Genomic DNA, 22369 nt, shown 5'->3' on the forward strand with positions numbered 1-22369 from the left:
CCTCAGAGCATGTCTTCGAGGCGGCAGTTGACCAGCAGCTCCGCGATCGCGGCGCTGTTCGGCAGTTCGATGAGCGTGCGGACGAGTTCAGCCATCGTCCCGGGCTGGATCATCTCGTCGGGGGCGAGCTTCTTCGTGTGGCTGCTCATGTCGGTGCGCACGAAGCTCGGGCAGACGGCGGTGGCGCGGACCCCCCTGTCCCACGCCACGTGACGGGTTGTGTGAGTGAGGCCCATGAGCGCGAACTTCGTCATGTTGTAGCCGACCGAGCCGTTGCGCACGCGTTTGCCCGAGAGCGAGGCGACATTGACGATGCGCCCCGCGCCCGTCGCCTCGAGATGCGGCAGGCAGAGGCGCGTCAGGCGCAGCGGCGCCTTGACGTTCACCGTCCAGAGCCGGTCGAGCGCCTCCTCGTCATCGTCCATGAGCGAGACCTGCTCGGCTGAACCGGCGTTGTTCACGAGCCCGTCGATACGGCCGAAGCGATCGACGGCCGCCGCCACCCAGTCGGTAGCGCTCGTCTTGTCGAAGGCATCGAAGCGCGCGAACTGGAGCGAGTCGCTCTCCGGCCCGAACACGTCGGCGAGCGACGCCGGGTCACGCGCGCCGAGGCTGAGGCGGTAGCCTCGCCCTGAAAGCTCTTGCGCGATCGCGAGCCCAATTCCTCGATTTGCTCCAGAAATGATCACGACGCGGCTGATCGCGCCGGAGCCTCCCGGTGTCTCGGTCGACATGATTCGCCCAGTTTCCGCTGAAATCTGCCTCGACGGTAATGGATAGTCGCGCGCAGCGGCAAGCATGAATGCTAGATCAGCCACACAATGCTCCATAAATGGGCATGCATGACCCTTCATTGCGCGATCGATCACGTCACGCTTGACGCAATCGACTCACATTGCCCTTATGACAGAAAGAAAACGCGCAACACCTTCCATACTCAGCCACGGACCCACTCCGCGGCGATCAGCAGCGGATTGCCATGGCCGGACACGACGTGCTGAAGATCGAGGATCTCTCCATATCCTTCCGGACGGAGGGGACGCTTCGGTCCGCCATCCGCAACGCCTCGCTCACCCTGCGCTCGGGCGAGATCCTCGGGCTCGTTGGCGAGAGCGGCAGCGGCAAGACCATCCTGTCGCTCGCTGCCATGGGCCTCCTGCCGCCGAACGCCATGGTGACGGGCGGGCGCGTGATGTTCGAAGGCACCGACCTGCTCCGGGCGGGCGCCTCCGCGCTGCGCCGGCTGCGTGGCAAGCGGATCTCGATGATCTTCCAGGATCCGATGGCCTCGCTCGACCCGATCTTCACCTGCGGCGACCAGATCGTCGAGGCGATCCTCCTGCACGAGAAGCTGGGACGGCGCGGGGCGACCGCCCGGGCGCTCGCTCTCCTCGAGAAGGTCCGGATGCCCGACCCGCCGCGCATCATGGGCTCCTACCCGCACGAGCTCTCCGGTGGGCAATGCCAGCGGGTGATGATCGCCATGGCGGTCGCCTGCAACCCGGACGTCATCATCGCCGACGAGCCGACCACGGCGCTCGACGTCACGGTGCAGAAACAGGTGCTGACGCTGCTGCGCGAACTCAACGCCGAGATCGGCGCGGCGGTCCTGCTCATCACCCACGACCTCGGCGTGATCCACGAGGTCGCCGACCGGGTCGCGGTCATCTACCACGGCGACATGATGGAGGAGGCGCGGACGGCGCAGATCTTCTCTGCGCCGAAGAGCGCCTACACCCGGGCGCTCATCGCCTCGATGCCGTCGATGTCCCCGCCGCGCACCCGTCTGCCGGTGATCGAGCGCGACGCGAAGGGCGAGATCGTCAGCGTCGTGAAGCCGTCCGCCACGGTGCGCGCGGCGCCCGCCGTCACCGGCGGTGCGACACTGCTCGAACTGCGCGGCCTCACCAAGACCTACACGCTGCAGGCGACCCCCCTCTCCGCTGGCCGAGAGGTGCGCGCGGTCGATGACGTGTCGCTTGCGATCCCGGCGCGCAGCACGCTCGGTCTCGTCGGCGAGAGCGGCTGCGGCAAGTCGACACTCTCGCGCCTCGTGATGCGCCTGATCGAACCCGACTCCGGCGACATCCTGATCGAAGGGCAGAACCTCGCGGGCCTCGACGTCGCAGCGATGCGCCAGGCGCGGCGGGACATGGCGCTCGTCTTTCAGAACCCCTACGGCTCGCTCAATCCGCGCGAGACGGTGCGCGACCTCATCGCGGCGCCCGTCGACATCCACCGGGGCGGCAAGGACCGCGATGCCATCGTCGCCCGCCTCCTTGATGCGGTCGGCCTGCCGAAGGAAGCGGCGGGGAAGTACCCGCACGAGTTCTCGGGCGGCCAGCGCCAGCGCATCGTCATCGCTCGCGCCCTCGCGCTGCAGCCGCGTCTCGTCATCTGCGACGAGGCGGTCTCGGCCCTTGACGTCTCCGTGCAGGCGCAGGTCCTGAACCTGCTCCACGACCTGCAGGCGGAATTCGATCTCACCTACCTCTTCATCTCGCACGACATGTCGGTGGTGCGCCACGTGAGCGACTCGATCGCGGTCATGCAGAAGGGCCGGATCGTCGAAAGCGGGCCGGCGGAAGAGGTCTTCGAGCGGCCGAGGAACCCCTACACCCGAACGCTCCTCGATGCCGTGCCGCAGGTCGGCACGATGCAGCCTGCCGCAGCGGAGGCCTGATCCCATGCAGAACATCGGCGCCTTCGGCTTCGCCATCGGCTCGCGTCTCGTGACCGCGATCGTCCAGCTCTGGGTCATCGCAACGCTGGTCTTTTCGCTCATGTACATCATGCCCGGCGATCCGGTGCTGATGCTGCTCGGGCCGGACAGCAATCCGACGCCCGAAGCAATCGCCGCTACCCGTGCCCAGCTCGGCCTGGATCAGCCGGTGCTCTCGCAGTACGTGAAGTGGCTCGGCGGCGCGATGCAGGGCAATCTCGGCACCTCGCTCGATGGCTATCCGGTGGCGCAATACATCGGCAACGGCGTCTTCAAGACGCTGGAACTCGCCTTCGCCGCGATCCTCGTGGCATCGCTCATCGGCGTGCCCCTCGGTATCGCGGCCGCGCTCAACCGGGGGCGCTTCCTCGACGGGCTCCTTACGTCAGTCGCGACGCTCGGCATCTCCGTGCCGGTCTACATTCTCGGCTCGCTTCTCATCCTCGGGCTCAGTCTCAAGCTCGGCTGGCTGCCCGCGAGCGGCTACACCAACATGTCGCGCAGCGTCGCGATGCACTTCGAGAAGCTCATTCTGCCGGCGATCACTCTCGGCTTCGGTCTCGCCGCCTCGATCGCCCGCATGACCCGCTCCTCGATGCTCGAGATTCTCGGCAAGGACTTCGTGCGATCGCTTCGCGCCCGGGGCATGTCGGAGCGGCGCATCGTCTGGCGTCACGTTCTCAGGAACGCCGCGATCCCGATCGTCACGATCATCGGCCTTCAGCTCGGCAACCTGATGGGCGGGACGGTGCTCGTGGAGGCGCTCTTCAACTGGCCCGGCCTCTCGACGCTTCTCGTCACCGCCGTCTCCAACCGCAACTACCCGCTGGTGCAGGGGGCGATCCTGACGATCGCGGCGCTCTTCATCCTGATCAACCTCTGCGTCGACCTCTTCTACACGCTCCTCGACCCCCGCATCCGCAGGAAACGCGCATGAGACTGTCCGGCCTCCTCCGACGACCGCTCGTTCTCGCTAGTCTGTGCGTCATCTTCGGGATCGTCGTGGTCGCAATGATCGGCCCATGGATCGCACCGTGGGATCCACTGGCGCTCGACCAGAACAACGTCAATCAGGGGAGTTCGTCCGCGCATCTTCTCGGTACTGACGAGTTCGGTCGTGACATCCTTTCGCGGCTGCTCGTCGGGATCCGGCCGACGGTTGTCGTCGCACTGGTCTCGACAACCATCGCGGCCCTCCTTGGCACCGCGCTCGGCATCGTCGGCGGCTACGGCAACCGCACCGTCGGGTTCTTCATCATGCGCGGCGTAGACATCATGCTGTCGTTCCCGGCGATCCTGCTTGCGCTTCTCGCGGTCGGGTTCTGGCAGAGCGGCGTGCTCAGCCTGTCGATCGTCATCGGCATCATCTTCATTCCGCAGTTCGCCCGCGTCGCGCAGTCCGCGACGCTCCAGGTGCTGGGGCAGGAATTCGTCGAGGCCGAGCACGCCATGGGCGCGCGCTACACGCGTGTCATCTTCCGGGCGATCCTGCCGAACATCCTCGCCCCGCTCGTGGTGCAGGCGACGCTGACGATCGCCGCGGCGATCCTGCTCGAGTCGGGTCTCAGCTTCCTCGGTCTCGGCATCGTGCCGCCCGAACCCTCGTGGGGCCAGATGATCGGCACCGCGCGCGGCTACATGAGCCAGAACCCGATGTACGTGGTCTGGCCCTCGCTCTGCCTCGCGATGACCGTGCTCGCCGTCAACATCCTCGGCGACGCGCTCCGCGACCACCTGGACCCACGCCTGCGCAACGCCTGAAGAAACGATCCCGACAAGGAGGGGACCCCAAATGAACATCGTGCGGAAACTCGGTCTGGCCACGGGGCTCCTCGCCCTGATGTCCACGTCCGCCATCGCCGAGGGCTCGCTCTGGTTCGGCCTTTCGGCCGAGCCGTCGAGCCTCGACACCGTGGTCCAGCCCGGCACCGCCGCCCGCACGGTCAAGCTCGCCATCCACCGCGGCCTCGTGAACTACGGCATAGACGGGAAGATCTCGCCGGAACTCGCCGAAAGCTACGAGATCAGCGAGGACGCCAGGACCTACACGTTCCACCTGCGCGACGCGAAGTTCCACGACGGATCGCCGGTCACCGCCGCCGACGTGAAGGCGACGTTCGAGCACATCCTCGATCCGAACGGCAAGGCGGCCTTTCGCAACGAGCTCTCGATTATCGACGCGGTCGAGACGCCCGACGACAAGACGGTCGTCCTGAAGCTGTCGACGCCTTCCGTCGCGCTCATCGGCTATCTCGCGCTACCCGAGTCGGTCATCGTCCCCGCCGCCTGGCTCGCCGAGAACAAGGACAACCCGACCGCCACCCCGATCGGTGCCGGTCCGTTCACCTTCGGCGAGTGGACGCGCGGGCAGGAAATCGTGCTCGAGAAGTTTGATGACTACTACAAGGAGGGCAAGCCCGCCCTCGACGAGATCCATTTCGTCTTCTACGGCGACGAGAACACCCGGGTGAACGCGCTGAAATCCGGCGATGTTGACATCATCGACTACGTACCCGCCAAGGACGCCGAGGCGCTGAAGGCCGGGCCGGGGACCGAGCTCATCAGCACCTACGGGCCGTTCATGGGCCTGCAGTTCAACACGAAGTTCGAGCCATTCTCGAAGCCCGAGGTGCGGCAGGCGATCGCCTACGCCGTCGACCGCAGCGCCATCATCAACACCGCGTTCAACGGCATCGGCGCGCCGATCTGGGGTCTCGCCATCCCCGAGGGCTACATGGGCTACTCGGAGGCGAAGAAGGACTACTTCTCCCATGACATCGAGAAGGCCAGGGAGCTGATGGCCAAGGCCGGGTATCCGGACGGCTTCGAGGCGCGACTGCTCGCGTCGTCGCAGTACTCGTTCCACCAGAACACTGCCGTCGCGGTACAGTCGGAGCTCGCCAAGATCGGCATCAGGCTGACGCTCGACCTGCCGGACTGGGCAACGCGCATGTCAAAGGCCGGCAACGCCGACTACGACTTCGCTGTGCTGGGCTCGCTCGGCGAGATCGCCGATCCCGACTGGCTCACCAACTACTACTACGGCGGCGACAAGCTGGTGCGGACCAACAACTCGCCCTACTTCGATGATCCCGAGATCAACGGGCTCCTCGACAAGGGCCGGGCGACGGTCGATCCGGTGGCGCGGGCCGAGGTCTACGACCAGTTCGTCGACCGGGCCTTGGAGCTCTCACCGATCGTCTATTTCATGTGGCGGCAGCAGGACTACGCCGTGCGCGAGGGCGTAACCGGCTTCACCAACCTTCCAGGCTTCCTGACCTTCCAGTCGGGCTACAGCCTCGAGAACACCAAGGTCGAGGACTGACCCGCAGGTCCTCTGCGTCGGGCGGGCCAGGCCGGAAAACCGGTCTGGCCCGCGATCTTCCTCACCGGGCGGGTGGTACGGGCCACCCGCCCGATGCCACCGCTCGGCTGGGGCCTGACCGGATAACCGGTCAGGCCCTTCTCGCTTCTCACTCGGCCGCGACGTCGGACTCCGGCGACCAGCCCGAGATCGCCTTCACCTCGGTGAACTCCTCGATCCCCCAGACGCCGCCTTCGCGCGCCCGGCCCGAGGCTTTCACGCCGCCGAACGGCGCGCCGAGCGAGCGCCCCTGGCCGTTCATCTCGATCATTCCGGCGCGCAGGCGACGGGAGAGGCGGTTGCGGCGTGCGCCGTCCTCGCTCTGGACGTAGTTGGTGAGACCGTAGGCGGTGTCGTTGGCGATCGCGACCGCCTCGTCCTCGCTGTCGAAGGGCATCATCGAGAGCACCGGGCCGAAGATTTCCTCGCGCTCGATCGTCATTCCCGGCACCACATCGGCGAACACCGTCGGGCGGACGTAGAAGCCGCGGTTGAGGTTCTCCGGACGGCCGAGGCCGCCGGCAACGAGGCGCGCGCCTTCGTCGATCCCCTTCTGGATGTAGCCCTGGATCTGGTTCCACTGGCGCTCGTTCACCACCGGACCGATATGTCCCCCCGACTCGCGCGGTGAGCCGACGCGCGTGGCCTCGGCCACGTCCCGGGCGATCTCGACGGCGCGATCGTAGAACGGCCGCTCCACCAGCATCCGCGACGGCGCGTTGCAGGACTGGCCGGAGTTGTTGAACATGTGCTTGACGCCGCGGATCACCGCGCGCTCGCCGGCGTCGGCGAAGACGAGGTTCGCGCCCTTGCCGCCGAGCTCCAGCGTCACGCGCTTCAGGCTGTCCGCCGCATTGCGCGAGATCGCACGGCCGGCGCGGGTCGATCCGGTGAACGAGATCATCTCCACGTCCGGGTGGGACGAAAGCTGGCTGCCGACGCCCGCGCCATCGCCGTTGACGAGGTTGAAGACGCCCTTCGGCAGGCCCGCGTCATGGACGAACTCGGCGAAGAGCAGCGAGGAGAGCGGCGCTTCCTCCGACGGCTTCAGCACACAGGTGCAGCCCGCGAGCAGCGCCGGGATCACCTTCAGCGTGACCTGGTTCATCGGCCAGTTCCACGGCGTGATCAGCCCGACGACGCCGATCGGCTCGACGGCGATGCGGTCGTTCGGGGTGTCGGCGCGGAGCGGCCGGATCCATTCGATTTCGTCGAACGCCTGAAGGAAACCCTTGAAGTGCCACGGCAGGCAGGGCGCCTGCGCGTTGCGGGCGAGGTCGATCGGGGCGCCCATCTCGAGGCTGATCGCCTGCGCCATCTCCTCGGCCCGCTTCTCGTACTGGGCGAGGATGCCGGTGACGAGGCGCTTGCGCTCGGCCGGCGGGGTCGCGGCCCAGCCCGGGAAGGCCCGGCTCGCGGCGGCGACGGCGGCTTCGGTGTCGGCCGCATCACCGAGCGAGATCACCGCGCAGGGCTCCTCGGTCGCGGGGTCGAACACCAGACAATCACGCGGCGTAGCGGGGGCGACCCATTCGCCGTCGATGTAGAATGCGCGCTTCTCGATCATGTGGGGCTCCAGTGCTCAGATGGGGCGCGCCCGGCCGCGAGTCCGCCGCGACGAGGCACCATCAGGTTGTTCTTGGCCGAGGCGGCCGGCGTTCGCAAGGGACGGACGGAGCGACCCGAAGGCTTTCCCGCCCTGCCCCTGACGGCCGCACTCAAGGCGGGTGCGAGCCGGCATGCGAACGGGCAAGATTGCTTGACCGATGTATCTCACTGGACATAGCAAGGCAAAGAGAGTTCTGCCCCGACGGGAGACGGACATGCTGAGACGAACGTTCCTGACAGCGATTGCGCTGGCCCTCGCGCTCGGTCCTGCGTCCTTCGCCCAGACGAGAACCGTGGTCGACTCCACCGGGCGGAGTGTCGAGGTCCCGGACGCGCCGCAGCGGGTCCTCGCGGCCGGGCCGCCGGCCTCGGTGCTGCTCTATGCCCTCGCGCCGGACAAGATGATCGGCTGGGCGCGCGAGCCCACTCCGGCGCAGAAGCCGTTTCTCGCGGCGCCCTACCGCGACCTGCCGACGACTGGCCGCCTGACCGGCAAGGGCAATACCGCGAACATCGAGATGGTCCTCGCGCTGAAGCCCGACCTGATCCTCGACGTGGGCTCGGTCGATGCGACCTATGCCTCGCTCGCTGACCGGGTGCAGGAGCAGACCGGCATTCCCTATGTGCTGGTCGATGGCAGTTTCGGACGAACCCCGACCACGCTTCGCGAGGTCGGCGCGCTCCTCGGCGTGCCGGAGACCGCCGAGAAGCAGGCGGTCTATGCCGAGACCGCGATGTCGCGGCTGGAGACCCGTATCGCCGCGATCCCCGAGAGCGACCGGCCGCGTGTCTACTACGGGCGCGGCCCGGACGGCCTCGAGACCGGGCTCGCGGGCTCGATCAACATGGAGGTGCTCGACGCGGTCGGAGCGACCAACGTCGCAGATGCGGCCGGGCCGGGCAGTCTCGCCAACGTCTCGGTGGAGCAGGTGCTCGCCTGGAACCCCGACATCATCATCGCCGCCGACCCCGCCTTCCGGACGGCGGTAGCGCGTGATCCGGTCTGGGCCGACGTCGCCGCCGTGCGCGAGGGTCGCGTCTATCTCGCGCCGGATCTGCCCTTCGGCTGGTTCGACACGCCGCCGGGGATCAACCGGGTGATCGGCGTCGACTGGCTGACGAGCATCCTCTATCCGGGCGCGGCTCCTGTGGATCTCGCCGCATCGATGCGCGACTTCTACCGGCTGTTCTATCACATCGAACTGACCGACGAGCAGGTGGCAACGCTGCTCGAAGGGGCGACCGCGGAGCCGTGAGCCGGGCGGCATTCCGGGCGTGGGTGATCCCGCTCGCGCTTCTCGCGGCGGTGCTGCTCGTCTCGCTCGTCGTCGGGCGCTATCCGGTCGGCCCGGGCGATGTTCTCCGGATCATCGCGGCCAAGCTCGGCGGCGAGGCCGCCGACGTCCCGGAGACTGCGGCGACCGTGGTCTGGCAGGTGCGCCTGCCGCGCGTCGCCGCCGGGCTTCTGGTCGGCGCCGCTCTCGCCGGGTCCGGCGCGGTGTTTCAGGGGCTCTTTCGCAACCCCCTCGTCTCCCCCGACATCCTCGGGGTGTCGGCGGGCGCGAGCGTCGGGGCTGTCACCGGCATCTTCCTTTCGCTTCCGGTCGTCGCGATTCAGGGTCTCGCCTTCGCCGGCGGTCTCGGCGCCGTGGCCATCGTCGCCGCTGTGGGGACCGCCGCGCGGGGCCGCGATCCGGTGCTGGTGCTGGTGCTCGCGGGTGTCGCGATCGGCGCGCTGCTCGGGGCCTGCGTCTCGCTCGTGAAGGTGCTCGCCGACCCCTACGACCAGCTTCCGGCCATCACCTTCTGGCTGCTCGGCAGCCTGGCCAGCACCACCCGCGGTGATGTCCTGTCGATCGTGCCGGCGATCGTGCTCGGCCTTGTTCCCATGGTGCTCCTGCGCTGGCGGATGAACCTCCTCACCCTCGACGACGAGGAAGCCCGCGCCCTCGGTGTCGAGACCACCCGCCTGCGGCTCGTGCTGATCGCCGCCGCGACGCTCCTGACCGCCGCCGCCGTCTCGATCTCGGGCATCGTCGGCTGGATCGGTCTGCTCGTGCCGCACGTCGCCCGCAGTCTCGCGGGCCCCGACTTCGCCCGGCTGCTGCCCGTGGCGCTGATGCTCGGGGGCGGCTACCTCGTCGCCGTCGACACCCTCGCCCGCTGCCTCGCCGCGACCGAGGTGCCGCTCGGCATCCTGACCGCAGCGATCGGCGCGCCGTTCTTCCTCTGGCTGCTCATCGCGGCGCGACAGGCGTGGCGCTGATGCTCACCGCGGTCGATCTCGCGTTCGGCTACCGCGGAGTCCGCGTCGGCGGCGGCGTCAACCTCGCCATCGCGCCGGGCGAGGTCTTCTGCCTGCTCGGGCCGAACGGCTGCGGCAAGACCACGCTCTTTCGCACCCTCCTCGGTCTGCTGCCGCCACACGCCGGCCGGGTCGAGCTCGACGGCAAGCCGGTGGCAGCCTTCTCCCGCGCCGAATTCGCCCGCCGCATCGCCTATGTGCCGCAGGCCGGCGCGCCGACCTTTCCGTTCAGCGTCGCCGACGTGGTGCTGATGGGGCGGGCGAGCCGGATCGCCACCTTCGCGGCACCCGGCCCCGCCGATCACGCCGCCGCCCGCGCCGCCCTCGCCACCATCGGCATCGCGCACCTCGCCGAGCGGCGGTTCTCGGAAGTAAGCGGCGGAGAGCGCCAGATGACCCTGATCGCCCGCGCCCTCGCCCAGGAGCCCGGCCTCGTGGTGATGGACGAGCCGACCGCGAGCCTCGACTTCGGCAATCAGGCGCGCGTCATCGCCCAGGTCCGCGCCCTCGGCGCGCGGGGCATCGCGGTGGTGCTCTCCACCCACGATCCGGGGCAGGCTTTCGCCTGCGCCAGCCGCGTTGCGCTGATGCGCCGGGGCGAGATCGTCAGCTTGGGGAGACCAACTGCCACCTTGAAGCCCGAGGCGCTCCGGGCTCTCTACGGAGTAGATGTGACGGTCGCCTGGCTCGAGCCCGCCGGCCGTCGGGTCTGTATTCCAACACTTGAGTAAACGGAGAGTCCCGATGCGGATCAGTGCACGCAACAGCCTGAAGGGAAAGATCGTCGAGGTGACCAAGGGCGCCACGACGAGCCATGTGAAGATCGACGTCGGCGGCACGGTCGTCACCGCCGCCATCACCAACACGTCCGTCGACGAGCTCGGCCTCGAGGTCGGCAAGACCGCCTACGCGGTGATCAAGGCTTCCGACGTCATGGTCGGCGTCGACTGACTTCGGCCTGACCGGCTGCAGGAACTCCGGGACGGGTGATTGATCCCGACCCGACAGATGGCCGGCTGCTGCCAGCCGGCCATCTCGGGACGCCGCTCGTTGGACACGGGCTCGGACGCTTCCGCTTTCAGAGACGCCTGTGGGCGTCCATCTCCCCCTTCAAACATCTCCCGCAGCGATGCGGTGCGCCGCCCCTAACAATCCCGAGGGAAGCCTCTCCGCGAGCGCAACCCCACGGAGAGTTGGCCGTCTGAGCGCTTGAAGCGGGCGGCGGTACCCGCCACCCGGCGGCGACGCGCCGGATCAGCGCGACGGATCAGCGCGACAGCACCGGGTCGGCCTCGCCGATATCCCGGCGACGGTCCATGAAGGAGCTGACGCTGCCTGAACACGGCACTCTCCGAATGGTTGCGGCTCTCAGTCCTCCCATAGCCGATCTTCCGGGAGTCCGTCGCTTCGCGACCGACGCAGCTATTCCGTTGCAAGTTGACTACTTGATGATCGCCCCAGCTCTCCCTTCTGGTTGACGAGACCTCCGGAAGCCGGATCACACCATCGCATCAAGTAAGTCATCTCTGACTAATTCGTATCCCATATGATCAATCAGCCCTGAGCTTGATATTATCCACACAAATCCGGTTCAAACGATGCGATATTCATGTTTGCGAATTTTTTGTTGCGTTTAAATGGAAGCACGATACTGTGGGACAGGCTCATCGGGCACGTAGCACAAGAACACGGGATGTATTGAAGCTGTCGCAGTAGTGCCAGGGCGCAAAACCGGAATGGCGCGCCGGTAAACCGCAAGTCGCCGAACCCGACAAGGGAAGGATTACAACGTGCTGTCAACGTGGAGGAGGGACGTCAATGAGGCTCATCGGAATGGGCAGTCTGTCGCTGTTCGCCGTACTGGTGGCCGCAGTCGCGGTGCCGAGCAGTGCCATCTGCGCGGACGACGGCGGGTTCCCGACCGCCGATCAGGTCGGGGGTGAAGTCTTTCCCGACGGACTGCAACCCGGGGACACATTCCCGGGCGACGTCGTGCTTTACGACGCTGAGAGCAACGAGACGACATTCGGAAAGCTTGCGCAGGGAAAGCGCACCCTCCTGACGTTCTTCATCACCGCGGCTCCGGCATCGGTTGCGGAACTGAAGGCGATCGAGTCCACGGTCGGGGCGGCACCCGAACTGAACGTCATCTTCGCGAACTCGGACCTGGTGGGCAACGCGTTGTTCGGAGGTGCCCAGACGCAACTTGCCGAGACTGTCCGCACGGTCGGCATCGTCAAGACCGAGGGAGGGCTCACCACGCCGATGTATGTGGCGCCCAACAACGTCTACGCGCCCGATGGCCTGTCGAACCGCCTCGGCTTCCGCGGGCTGCCCACCAGCTATCTGATCTCTGCCGATGGGAAGGTTGAAAGGACGTTCGTGGGGACCCGCGAGTGGACGCCAGCCGATTTCGAGAAAGTCGAGGAATAAATCCATGCTGACGAGACGGAACTACCTGCGTGGGGCGCTGGCGACCGGCGCAGGGCTGGCGCTCGGGTCCGGCGGGATCGGCGCCGCGCTGGCCGCCGTTCACGACGCCACCAGCGAGGGCACGCACGCGCTCTTCAAGCAGTTTCATGGCAACGTCATCCTGTTGCCCGGAAAGTACTCAGGGACGGTCTCGGCGCTCGATCTCAGCGCGCCTGAGACGTTGGCCTGGTACAACTACGGCCGCGCCGGGATCGACATGCCGATTCCCCACCACATCGCCGCGATGCCGTCGGCCGACCCGTACAAGTCGTTCGATTTCTACCAGACGATGCAGCCGCCGGGGGCGCCCTACGTCAACGAGAACTCGCCCGAATGGCGCGACCGCGGCGACTTCAAGATGTTCAAGATGCGCTACGACGGGACGGGTACGCAGAACTCCATCAGCGTCGTCAGTGACATATCCGCTGCAACCGGCATGGCGCTTGGCGTTCACGTGTCGATCGGGGTCGGGGTCAACGCGGAAAAGTACGTGGCCTTTGCCGACGGGCAAAAGGACATGGTCCTGATCACGACGATCGACGACGATCCGAAGATCGTGAAGGCCTTCCGGGCTGACTACGATCCCAACGCCCGGGAGCTCAATATCCAGCACATCTTCCCCGATGCCTCGACAGGTCGTTTCGACTTCGAAGGGCGCAAGGGAATGAAGACGAGCCATGAGGCCATGCTCGGGGAAGAGCTGATGCCCGCCGATCCGACGGCGGTGTTCGTCGACGCGTTCACCTGGCACCCGACGTTGCCCCTCGGCGCGATCCTGATCCGCCGCCACGGCTGCTGCGTCATCGTCAACACCGAAACCTGGGAGCCGCTGGCGCTGCTCTCGACGGCGAAGGGCTCGCCCGATCACTTCGACCTCGTGCGTCAGTCGGGGACCACGTGGACCTATTCGATCCCGTCGGTGCTGACGCCACTCCACGAGGCGGGGTTCATCACCTCGGGCGAGTTCTTCCTCGCCTGCAACAACGTGCTGCAGAACAACGTCGCGGTCTATCGCTCCGAGGATCCGGACCCGATGAAATGGAAGAAGGAGGCCTTCGTCGAAGGCTTCGGGACGAAGTACCTTCCCCTGCACATGGGCAACGTCCCTGACTCACGGTGGGTGTTCTTCACGATCTGGGCGCGCAAGCCCAACAACGGCTTCATCTGCAAGGTCGATCCGAAGACGTGGGAGGTCGTTACCCGCTGGGATACCGGGCCAGATCCGCACACCTGCGACTGCACGGTAGACGGCAAGTACATCACCACGGTCTATTCCGGGAACCAGTCCGGTCAGGCGGGTCTCGTCGTCATCGACGCGGACACCGACGAAATCGTGGCCCGCTTGCCGAGCCCGGCGGGGCACCATGACCATGTGGTCGTGCCCGAGAGCTGGGAGGGACTGAAGTCCTCCCGAAGCACATCGGTCTGACGGCGATACCGGCGCCGCGGCACACTGCCGTGGCGCCTTCCCCCCCCCTTTGAACGCTTCTGTCGAGGTGCCGAAATGGTTCAGGCGCGAGTGATTGCATCTTGCTTGCGGGCAGCTGTTGCCGTGGTCGCATTCGTCGCGGTTTCGGCGTCCGCCGTCGCCGCGCACGATTTCGACCCCGCCCATCCACCTGCCGGTCCCAACGGCGGTCTCGTGACGGCCGGCGACGCGGGTCATGTCGAATTCGGCATCGACGCGGGAAAGCTGATTGTCTGGCTCACCGACCATGGCGGCGAACCCATTGCCTCCGGCAATCTGGTTGGGCACGCGTCATTCGTGACTGGCGCGGAAAGGCTCGATCTGGTTCTCGAACCGACCGGTGATCACATGATGCAGGCCGAGGACCCCCGCATTGCACCGGTCGAAGGTGCGCGCGTCTCGTTTCACACGGTCCTGTCGGATGGAATGCCTCTTGAGGCGCGCGTCATCATTCCGGGCGAGCATGCGGCCGCGGGCGAGCCTGCTGCCCACGGGCATTGACGTGGGCAGGCTTCCCCATGACACCGGCCGCGGCATCCTGTCGGCCGCGCTGATCTGCATTGCCGGCACAGCGCACGCTGGCGCGGCCGAAATCGAGCGGCTCAAGAGCACACACGCCTGCGTGGAGTGCGATCTGTCGGGAGATGACCTGACGCAGGTCACCTTGATGCATGTCGATCTCTCCCGCGCCAATCTCTCGGGCGCACGGCTCGACGGGACCAGCATGATCAACTCGAATCTGAGCGGCGCGGATCTCACCGGCGCGAGTCTCGTGGGCACGACGCTGGGGGGTGTGATGCTGGCCGAGGCGGATCTGACCGGTGCCGATCTCTCGGGCGCGATCATGGTCATGGTGCATTCGCCGGGGGCCATCTTCGACGGCGCGAACCTGACGGGCGCGCAGGCGCCGACCTCGGATTTCGAGGGCGCCTCCTTCCGGGAGGCGCGCATGGCCGGGGCGGATCTCTATTCGTCCGCGCTGTTCTTCGCCGACCTGAGCGGCGCGGACCTGCGCGGCGCCGACCTGAACGCGTCGGACTTCGATCAGGCCGTGACGGAAGGCACGGTGACGGATCAGCAGACGGTCTGCCCTGATCGTGAACCCGGTCCCTGCTGGGCGGCGTCTGCCGGGGGAACCGATCCATGACGCGGCGCCCGCTCACGCGCGGCCGGCCTGCTGAGCTTTGCGCGGCCGCCCTTCTGGCCGGGATGGCGGCGCTCTGCGCTCCGGCGGCGGCGCGGGCGCATTCGGACGCCTCCTCGTTTGGCGGTGGCGCCGGCGTGCACGATCACGTCGTCGAGGGCCCCGCGTCAGTGCCCGGTTACCCCGCCCGCGTCATGGTCGACCCCCGTCGCGTGGTGAACGTGACGATGCGCGTCAATGCAAGGATCACGGCGGTGCTGAGCGGCCCGCCGGGAACGCGGGTCAGCGCTGGTGAGCCGCTTGCGCGCTTCACGAGCGCCGAGCTCGACACATTGCAGACGACCTACATCGAAACCTATCGCGCCAGGGACGTCATGATGGCGATATCCATGACCGGCGAGGAGAAACTCATCGAAGGACGGATGAACCTGCGCTGGCGCGGGCTCTCCGAAGACGACGTTGTCACGATCGAGCGCACCCGGACACCGGTCGACGAGGTCACGATCTTCGCGCCGATCGACGGCTACATCACGCAAGTGAACATCGGCGGCGACCGCATCGTCAACGCGGGCACCAGGGCCGGGCTGTTCACCGCGAGCGGATCATCGGTGTTTCAGGTGGCCGATCCCGGGGCGCTGCTCATCGAGGCGAGCGTTCCGATCGGGATCGCCGAAGCTTTGCGACCGGGAGACACGCTTTCGGTTTCGCTGCCCGGCGCCGAGACTGCCGAGGCGGCCGCTGCGGTCGTCGACGCCGTCCTGCCGCTCGTCGACCCGGCGACACCCTGGGCGCGAACGGTCCGGCTGACCCCGGGCGAGCAGATCGCCCGCGCTCTCCGGCCCGGCCAGATGGTGACGCTGCTGCCGCCCGATGCGGCCGAGCAGCACGTTGTCCGCGAGTACTGAGGTGATCAGGAACGCCCGGACGGTGAGGCGCTTCGGTATCAGCGGCATGCGTCTCGGCGCGGCGCTTGCCATCGCCGCCCTCGTCGTCAGTGCGGCCGCGGCCGATACAGCCACCGAGGAATCCGCGGCAGTGCAGCGCGCCGCGCGGGTGGAGGTTCCGGCCGCAAGCTCGCGCTTCATCCTGACGCGACCGGTGGGGTCCGAGGCGCCACAACGCCGGATTCCGGCGATCGGGCGGGTCATCTCGGACCCGGTTGCGATCACCGACGTGAACGCGGCGATCAGCGGACAGGTGGCCGAAGTGTTCGTCCTGCCGGGCAGCATTGTCGCGAAGGGCGACCCGATTGCGTCCGTCACGAGCCCCGACTTCATCTTTACGCAGCGCAGCTATCTGGGGCTTCTGGCGAACGAGGAACGGCTCGAGATCCTGCGGGGCGAGGGCAACCTTCCGAACTATCTCGAAGGCGCGCGTGACAACCTCCGCTGGTGGGGCATGACGGAAGGACAGATCGACGCGCTGATCGAGAGCGGCAGACCGGTCGAGCGGCTGAACCTCGTTGCCCCGGACGCCGGCATCGTCACGGAGGTTCTGGTACGGCCGGGGGACATGATCGATGCCGGCGACCGGACCATGCAGAACTTCATCGTGCTTGGCCGGGCGGTGGCGCGGATCCTGCGCGCCGATGCGCCCCTGACGCTCGAGGTGACCGCCTATGCAGCCGTGCCTCTCGGCGGCCCGGAGGCACGGCTGCAGCGCCCCCCGGAGCTTTCAGTCAACGCGGTGACGCCACCGGCGGAGATGGCGGACCAGAATTTTGCCGCGCCCGATGGCGCGCGCCCCGGTCCAGCCGGATTGCCCGACGCAGGGACGGAATGGGGAGATCTCGGACAGGTGCCGGACTCGGGCGGATCGACCGGGGAAGTCGCTCCTGTCGATATGGTTCCGCTGATCGGCGGATCAGCTCCGGCCCCGCACGGCACCTCGGCTCGCAATGACCCACCCGCGGAGGCAGGAGCCCCCGCCGACACCGGAGCGGAGAGCGCCGCCCCACCGGCAGCGACGGACGAGGAAGCCGTGCCCGCGTCGGTCGAGGCGGAGCGGGACAAGGTTCACGTGCTGCTTCCCCGCGGCGGCCCGGACGGCGGTGCGATCGCCCTGCCCCTCGGGATCGTTGTGCCGGACATCGACCCGACGACCCAGCAGGCGCGGGCTCTCGTCAGCCTGAAAGGGCTCGGGCACGATTTCGCCCTGGGACAATCCTTGCCGGTCGAAATCGTCATCCAGCCGTCAAGCGGCGTCTGGCTTCCCGCCGAGGCGGTGCTCGGCCCCGACGTCGTCTATGTGACAACGGACGGCGGGTATGAGCGCCGGGAAATCGAGGTCGCCGACCGCACGTCGGGCTGGCTTCGCGCGGCGGAAGGCATCGAGCCCGGCGAGGAAGTCGTCCTCCGGGGAAAGACCCTGCTGGAAGGGGCGTATCGGCGCGGAAGCGCGGTGGCCGCGGGCGATCATCATCATCACTGACGGGCTGGTGGCCGCCACCGAAGACCTCGGAGGACGAGACAAGTGTTCGACTGGATCATCCGCGCATCCCTGCGCCATCGCTGGACGGTCATCGCGATCTACATCGCTCTGGCGCTCGCGGCGGTCGCACTTGTGCCGCGCATGCCGCTCGACGTCTTTCCCGAGTTCGCCCCGCCGCAGATCCAGATCCAGACCGAGGCGCCCGGCTTTCCCTCCGAAGACGTGGAGACCCTGATCACGCGTCCCCTCGAGTCCGCGCTGCAGGGAATGCCGCACGTCGCCCGCATGCGGTCGTTCTCCACGGTCGGCCTGTCGCGGATCATCGTGGTCTTCGAGCCATCGATCGACGTCTATGACGCGCGGATGCTCGCGCAGGAGCGCCTGCAACGGGCCGCGCCGCTCCTGCCGGCCGGTGCGATGCCGGCGCAGATGATGCCGATGACGTCGGCGGTGAGCTGGCTGCAGAAGTTCGCGCTGATCGACTGGTCGCCCGAGCCCGATCCGCTGGCGTTGCGCAGCCTGGTGGACTGGGACTTCCGCAACGCCCTGCTTGCACAGCCCGGGGTTGCCGAGGTGGTCGCCACCGGCGGAGGGGTGAAACAGTATCAGGTGCTCGTCGATCCGATCCGGATGCGGACGGCGGACGTCTCCATGGACGACGTGATCACCGCCGCGCGCGAAGCGAACCTGATCCTGCCGGGCGCGTTCATGCAGCCGTCCCGCGATCAGGAGTATTTCCTGCGGGTGGACGGGCGCGCGCGCAGCGTGACCGATATTGCGCAGACGCTGATCGTGCTGCGCAACGGCGTGCCGCTGACGCTGGGCGATGTCGCCGAGGTCACCGAAGGCCCGGAGATCAGGCGCGGCGACGGCCAGACGATCGACGGCAACGCCGTTGTCGGTACCGTGTCGAAGCTCTGGGGCGCGGACACGCTCGACACCTCGAACGCGGTTCAGGAGACGCTCGCACGCCTCGCGCAGAGCCTGCCCGACCACATCCAGATGATCCCTGATGTCTTCCGTCAGGCGACGTCGATCGAACGATCGGTCTCGAACCTCCAGCGCGCGCTGATTGAATCGATCGCCGTCGTGGCACTGGTGCTGCTGCTGCTTCTCGGTCACTGGCGACCGACGCTCATCAGCCTCATCGCAATTCCCACGTCGCTCACCGTGGGAGCGCTGATCCTGTGGGGGCTCGGGGTCGGCATCAATGCCCTGACCCTCGGCGGGTTGATCTTTGCGATCGGCGAGGTTGTCGACGACGCGGTCATCGACGTCGAGAACATCCTGCGACGCCAACGCGAAGCGCGGGCCACCGGTCACAAGATCAACGTGCTCGAGACGGTCTTTGAGGGTTCATCGGAGATCCGCAACTCGGTCGTCTTCGCCACGGCGATCGTGGTGCTGGCCTTCGTCCCGATCTTCTTCTTGTCGGAGATCGAGGGGCGGCTCTTCGCGCCGATGGCAATTGCCTATATCGCGGCGGTCGCGGGCTCGCTGCTGGTCGCGCTCTCCCTCGTGCCGGTGCTCTGCTACTTCACCCTGCGCCGCGACGCCCGGGAGGAGCGCCTGAGCCGCACCGCCCTCTGGCTTCGCACGCGCTACCTCGATCTGCTTGCCCGGATCGTCGGCATGGGCCGGACCGCCCTTCTTGCCAGCATTGCCGGAACCCTGCTGGCGGTCCTGCTGCTTTCGACCGCGCACCGGGCGTTTCTTCCGCAGCAAGGCGAAGGCAACGTCGTCGTCGCGACGACGACCATGCCCGGAACATCGCTCGAAGAGACCATGCGTATCGGCAGGGAAGTGATCCGCATGGTGTCGGCGGTGCCGGGCGTGAAGAGCGTGGTCCAACGCGCGGGACGCTCGCGGCTCGACGAAGACGCGCAGCCGGTCAACTTCTCCGAGTTCGACGTGACGCTCGATCCGTCCCTGCATGATGCAAGCGCGGTTCTCGATGCCATTCGAACCGAGCTGACCGCCCTGCCCGGGGTCGCGTCGAACGTGTCGCAGTTCATCACGCACCGGATGCAGGAGATCCTGTCAGGCATCAGCGCTCAGGTCGTCGTGCGGATCTTCGGCTCGGATCTGAACGAGCTGGAGCGGCTGCAGGGAGCGGTGCTGCGGTCAGTGTCCGGCATCCATGGCATCACCGACCTGCAGGCCGAGCCGCTGGTGGCGATCCCCGGCCATGACATCCGGGTCGATCGCTCTGCCGCGGCGCTCTACGGGTTCACGCCGACGGAGATCGTCCGACAGGTCGGCGCCGCGCTGAACGGCCTGCCGGTATCGCGGATCGTCGAGGGCGATCGCAGCTTTGACCTGATCGTCCGGGCGTCCGAGGCCGCACGGGCGGATCTCGACGCGATCTCGCAGTTGCCGCTTCGCAGCGCCACGGGCGCGACCGTGCCCTTGAGCGCCGTCGCGAGCCTCGCGCCTGCGCAGGACCGTTACCAGATCGCGCACGACGCAGGGCAGCGCCGCGCGGTGGTGCAGTGGAATGTGCCCGGCGGCGATCTCGTCGGTGTGGTCGCGGCGGCGCGCGGCGCCATGGCGGCGGTGGAGCTGCCGCCCGGGTACCGTCTCGATATCGGCGGCGACTACGTCGGTCAGCAGCGCGCGACGAAGAACCTCCTCTGGTCCGGGACGCTGAGCCTCCTCGGGATCCTGCTCCTGCTGTCACTCGCCTTCCGCTCGGGATGGATGGCCGCGCTGGTCGCGCTCAATGTGCCGTTCGCGCTGGTCGGAGGTGCGGTGGCCCTGCGCCTCGCCGGGGCGGGCCTCGACATCGCCTCCACGGTCGGGCTGATCGCGCTTGCCGGTGTCGCGGCGCGCAATGGCATCCTGCTGCTCACCCGATACGAAACCCTCGAAGCCGCGGGCGGGCGGGATACCGTCGGGATCGCCCTTCAGGGGGCGACCGATCGACTGCTGCCGATCCTGATGACAGGACTCACGACGGCGCTTGCCGTGGTGCCGCTGCTCCTCGGCGATCCGGTCGGAAAGGAGTATCAGCGCGCCGTCGCACTGGTGCTGTTCGGGGGAATGGTGAGCTCGCTCCTGCTCAATCTGCTGCTGGTTCCGCCGCTCTATGTGCTGCTGAGGCAGCGTGTGGCCGGGCTGGCGCCGGACAATTCTTCGCAGACGGTGAGATCGACGGTCGGACCATGACCTCCGCCGATGCCGCGCGACGGAAGGCCCGCGCGACGAATGCTGCCTCCCGCCTCCTCAGGCGTGCGGCGCCATGGCGGCGGCGCCGATGCTTCGTGACGGAAATTGCGCCAGAAGCCCGGGCCTGACTGCGTGAATGATCACTCGGCGGGTGCCAGGCCTTCGATCAGCTGGCGGAGGCCAATCGCCGCTCCGAGGCAGATCGACGCCAACGTGACGGGTGCGCTGAATGCCAGGAGGGACATGGCGGAGATGCCCTGACCGATGCTGCATCCAGCCGCAACGACCGCGCCACACCCCATCATCGCCGCGCCCATGATCTGACGCCTCAGTTCTCGCGGGTCCTCGCAGGCCTCCCAGCGGAAGCGCCCCCTGCGAATGCTGCCGAGGAAGGCCCCGACAAGAACACCGGTGACCGAGCCTACACCGAAGCTCAGACTGCTCCCCGACGACGTCATCACGTAGAGCATCGTCTGGCCGAGCGGGGACGAGAAGGTGTGGGAGTCGACGGTGACCGCACCGAAGCTCTCGTAGGCGAGCCACTGCGTCCCGATCCAGCCCGACGCGATGGCCAAGCCGACCGAAATGCCGGCAACCGCGGACCCGGTCCCCATCCGCTGCTTCCGCCAGGGCCAGAGCGCGATCAGCACGAACGCGACGCCTGCCCCGACTCCCCAGACGACCGGCGAGAGCCCCGTCGCCCGGGCCGCGGCATGGGCGAGGCCGGGCGGCACGGCAGGCATCGGGTCGCGGGCGAAGAGAAGCAGCCGCAATTCGGCAAAAGGCCCCGAAAGCGTCGCGTAGGCCGCGAGACCCATGACAAGGACGATGACAAAGGAGCGCATATCCCCACCGCCGAGTCGCGCGAGCGCCCCGTAACCGCAGCCGCCCGCAATCGCCATGCCATACCCGAAGAGGAGACCACCGAACACGGAGCCCGAGAGGCTCCAGCCCTGACCGAGGTAGAAGGTGTCCTCCGCGCGAAGGAGCCCCGCGGAGATCGCGCCGAATGTCACGATGATCGCCGCGCCAATTGCGAGCAACCACATGCGGATGCGGACAGTGCTGCCGGAGTAGAGCAGGTCTTCGATCGCTCCGAGCGTACAGAAGCGTCCGAGCCGCGCGGCAAGACCAAGCACGATGCCGCCGAGCAGGCCGATCAACGCTGCCAGCGATGGGGCACCAACAACATCGACCATCGACCCCTCCCACGCGAGTTCCCCGCGCTGCTCCGTCGTCCCTGCGGGGTCAATCAGGGCGGCAGAATAGCTCGTAGACCACTTCGATGATCTGCCGCGGCCGGTCATCCGTCAAGCTGTAGTAGATCGTCTTGCCATCCCGGCGGGTCTTGACGAGACCCTCGAGCCGCAGGCGCGCGAGCTGCTGGCTGACCGCTGCCTGCCGGGCCGAGAGCAGCCGCTCGAGCTCGTTGACGGATTTCTCCCCGCTGGCGAGGTGGCAAAGTATCACCAGCCGCCCTTCGTGGCTGAGTGCCTTCAGAAAATCTGACGCCTTCTGCGCATTCTGGACGATTTTGTCGAGTTCCGCGTCAGTCAGCTTCTCGTCAAAAAGTGGCAGCGCCATCGTTATAAACCCCAGTGAGGGGACCCCCCTAATCGCCGCAATAGCTATCCATCCAGATATACAAAGAACTGCATGCATTCAAGTCGGGCACTTCCAATTGTCAC

General features: G+C 67.3%; 19 protein-coding genes. 15 read left to right on the forward strand and 4 right to left on the reverse strand.

The window, feature by feature from the left end; all coding sequences use genetic code 11:
* Positions 1 to 2: 2 nt before the first annotated feature.
* Positions 3 to 734, reverse strand: a complete 732-nt coding sequence (locus HNP73_RS13475; protein ID WP_184150226.1) for an SDR family NAD(P)-dependent oxidoreductase — start codon at positions 732 to 734, stop codon at positions 3 to 5.
* A gap of 245 nt (positions 735 to 979) precedes the next feature.
* Here HNP73_RS13475 and HNP73_RS13480 point away from each other — a divergent pair, with 245 nt between their 5' ends.
* Genes HNP73_RS13480 through HNP73_RS13495 form a run of 4 tightly spaced genes read left to right on the forward strand, consistent with a single transcriptional unit; the run spans position 980 to position 6047 of the window.
* The gene (locus HNP73_RS13480; RefSeq protein ID WP_184150227.1) at positions 980 to 2683 is read left to right on the forward strand and encodes an ABC transporter ATP-binding protein; all 1704 of its coding nucleotides are present in this window, start codon (positions 980 to 982) and stop codon (positions 2681 to 2683) included.
* A 4-nt stretch (positions 2684 to 2687) separates the two neighbouring features.
* Positions 2688 to 3659 carry an ABC transporter permease gene (locus tag HNP73_RS13485; RefSeq protein ID WP_184150230.1) on the forward strand — a complete coding sequence of 324 codons (972 nt, stop codon included), beginning with the start codon at positions 2688 to 2690 and terminating at the stop codon, positions 3657 to 3659.
* Positions 3656 to 4483: an ABC transporter permease gene (locus HNP73_RS13490; protein WP_184150233.1), complete on the forward strand. Its 828-nt coding sequence runs from the start codon at positions 3656 to 3658 to the stop codon at positions 4481 to 4483. The genes HNP73_RS13485 and HNP73_RS13490 overlap by 4 nt, the downstream gene beginning before the upstream one ends.
* A 31-nt stretch (positions 4484 to 4514) precedes the next feature.
* Complete coding sequence (locus HNP73_RS13495) at positions 4515 to 6047, forward strand: ABC transporter substrate-binding protein (protein WP_184150236.1); 1533 nt, start codon at positions 4515 to 4517, stop codon at positions 6045 to 6047.
* A gap of 148 nt (positions 6048 to 6195) precedes the next feature.
* Here HNP73_RS13495 and HNP73_RS13500 read toward each other — a convergent pair whose 3' ends face one another.
* Entirely contained in the window at positions 6196 to 7653 is a 1458-nt protein-coding gene (locus HNP73_RS13500; protein WP_184150239.1) for an aldehyde dehydrogenase family protein, read from the reverse strand.
* A gap of 256 nt (positions 7654 to 7909) precedes the next feature.
* On the opposite strand from HNP73_RS13500, the gene HNP73_RS13505 reads away from it, so the two are divergent.
* The 11 genes from HNP73_RS13505 to HNP73_RS13555 all read left to right on the forward strand — a co-directional run bounded on the left by HNP73_RS13505 (position 7910) and on the right by HNP73_RS13555 (position 20681).
* Positions 7910 to 8950, forward strand: coding sequence for an iron ABC transporter substrate-binding protein (locus HNP73_RS13505; protein ID WP_184150242.1), 1041 nt, complete (start codon positions 7910 to 7912; stop codon positions 8948 to 8950).
* Complete coding sequence (locus HNP73_RS13510) at positions 8947 to 9960, forward strand: iron chelate uptake ABC transporter family permease subunit (RefSeq protein ID WP_184150245.1); 1014 nt, start codon at positions 8947 to 8949, stop codon at positions 9958 to 9960. Before HNP73_RS13505 ends, HNP73_RS13510 begins: the two co-directional genes overlap by 4 nt.
* The gene (locus tag HNP73_RS13515) at positions 9960 to 10730 is read left to right on the forward strand and encodes an ABC transporter ATP-binding protein (RefSeq protein WP_221288658.1); all 771 of its coding nucleotides are present in this window, start codon (positions 9960 to 9962) and stop codon (positions 10728 to 10730) included. Before HNP73_RS13510 ends, HNP73_RS13515 begins: the two co-directional genes overlap by 1 nt.
* A 13-nt stretch (positions 10731 to 10743) precedes the next feature.
* Positions 10744 to 10950 (forward strand): TOBE domain-containing protein, encoded by a 207-nt coding sequence (locus HNP73_RS13520; protein ID WP_184150248.1) that lies wholly within the window; start codon positions 10744 to 10746, stop codon positions 10948 to 10950.
* Positions 10951 to 11832: 882 nt separating this feature from the next.
* Complete coding sequence (locus HNP73_RS13525) at positions 11833 to 12432, forward strand: TlpA family protein disulfide reductase (RefSeq protein WP_184150251.1); 600 nt, start codon at positions 11833 to 11835, stop codon at positions 12430 to 12432.
* 4 nt (positions 12433 to 12436) lie between these two features.
* Positions 12437 to 13900 carry a hypothetical protein gene (locus HNP73_RS13530; protein ID WP_184150254.1) on the forward strand — a complete coding sequence of 488 codons (1464 nt, stop codon included), beginning with the start codon at positions 12437 to 12439 and terminating at the stop codon, positions 13898 to 13900.
* 123 nt (positions 13901 to 14023) lie between these two features.
* Positions 14024 to 14440, forward strand: coding sequence for a hypothetical protein (locus HNP73_RS13535; RefSeq protein WP_184150256.1), 417 nt, complete (start codon positions 14024 to 14026; stop codon positions 14438 to 14440).
* Complete coding sequence (locus tag HNP73_RS13540; protein WP_184150259.1) at positions 14403 to 15086, forward strand: pentapeptide repeat-containing protein; 684 nt, start codon at positions 14403 to 14405, stop codon at positions 15084 to 15086. Before HNP73_RS13535 ends, HNP73_RS13540 begins: the two co-directional genes overlap by 38 nt.
* Positions 15083 to 15988: an efflux RND transporter periplasmic adaptor subunit gene (locus HNP73_RS13545; protein ID WP_184150262.1), complete on the forward strand. Its 906-nt coding sequence runs from the start codon at positions 15083 to 15085 to the stop codon at positions 15986 to 15988. Before HNP73_RS13540 ends, HNP73_RS13545 begins: the two co-directional genes overlap by 4 nt.
* Positions 15989 to 16010: 22 nt before the next feature.
* On the forward strand, positions 16011 to 17513 hold the full coding sequence (locus HNP73_RS13550) for an efflux RND transporter periplasmic adaptor subunit (protein WP_221288501.1): 1503 nt from the start codon (positions 16011 to 16013) through the stop codon (positions 17511 to 17513).
* 42 nt (positions 17514 to 17555) lie between these two features.
* Positions 17556 to 20681 (forward strand): efflux RND transporter permease subunit, encoded by a 3126-nt coding sequence (locus tag HNP73_RS13555; RefSeq protein ID WP_184150268.1) that lies wholly within the window; start codon positions 17556 to 17558, stop codon positions 20679 to 20681.
* Positions 20682 to 20821: 140 nt separating this feature from the next.
* Here the strand turns inward: HNP73_RS13555 and HNP73_RS13560 are convergent, their stop codons facing one another.
* Positions 20822 to 21880, reverse strand: a complete 1059-nt coding sequence (locus HNP73_RS13560) for a YeeE/YedE family protein (RefSeq protein WP_184150271.1) — start codon at positions 21878 to 21880, stop codon at positions 20822 to 20824.
* Positions 21881 to 21929: 49 nt separating this feature from the next.
* Positions 21930 to 22265: an ArsR/SmtB family transcription factor gene (locus HNP73_RS13565; protein WP_184150273.1), complete on the reverse strand. Its 336-nt coding sequence runs from the start codon at positions 22263 to 22265 to the stop codon at positions 21930 to 21932.
* Positions 22266 to 22369 lie beyond the last annotated feature (104 nt).

This window comes from Amaricoccus macauensis, from assembly GCF_014201905.1.
GTDB classification, from domain to species: Bacteria; Pseudomonadota; Alphaproteobacteria; order Rhodobacterales; family Rhodobacteraceae; genus Amaricoccus; species Amaricoccus macauensis.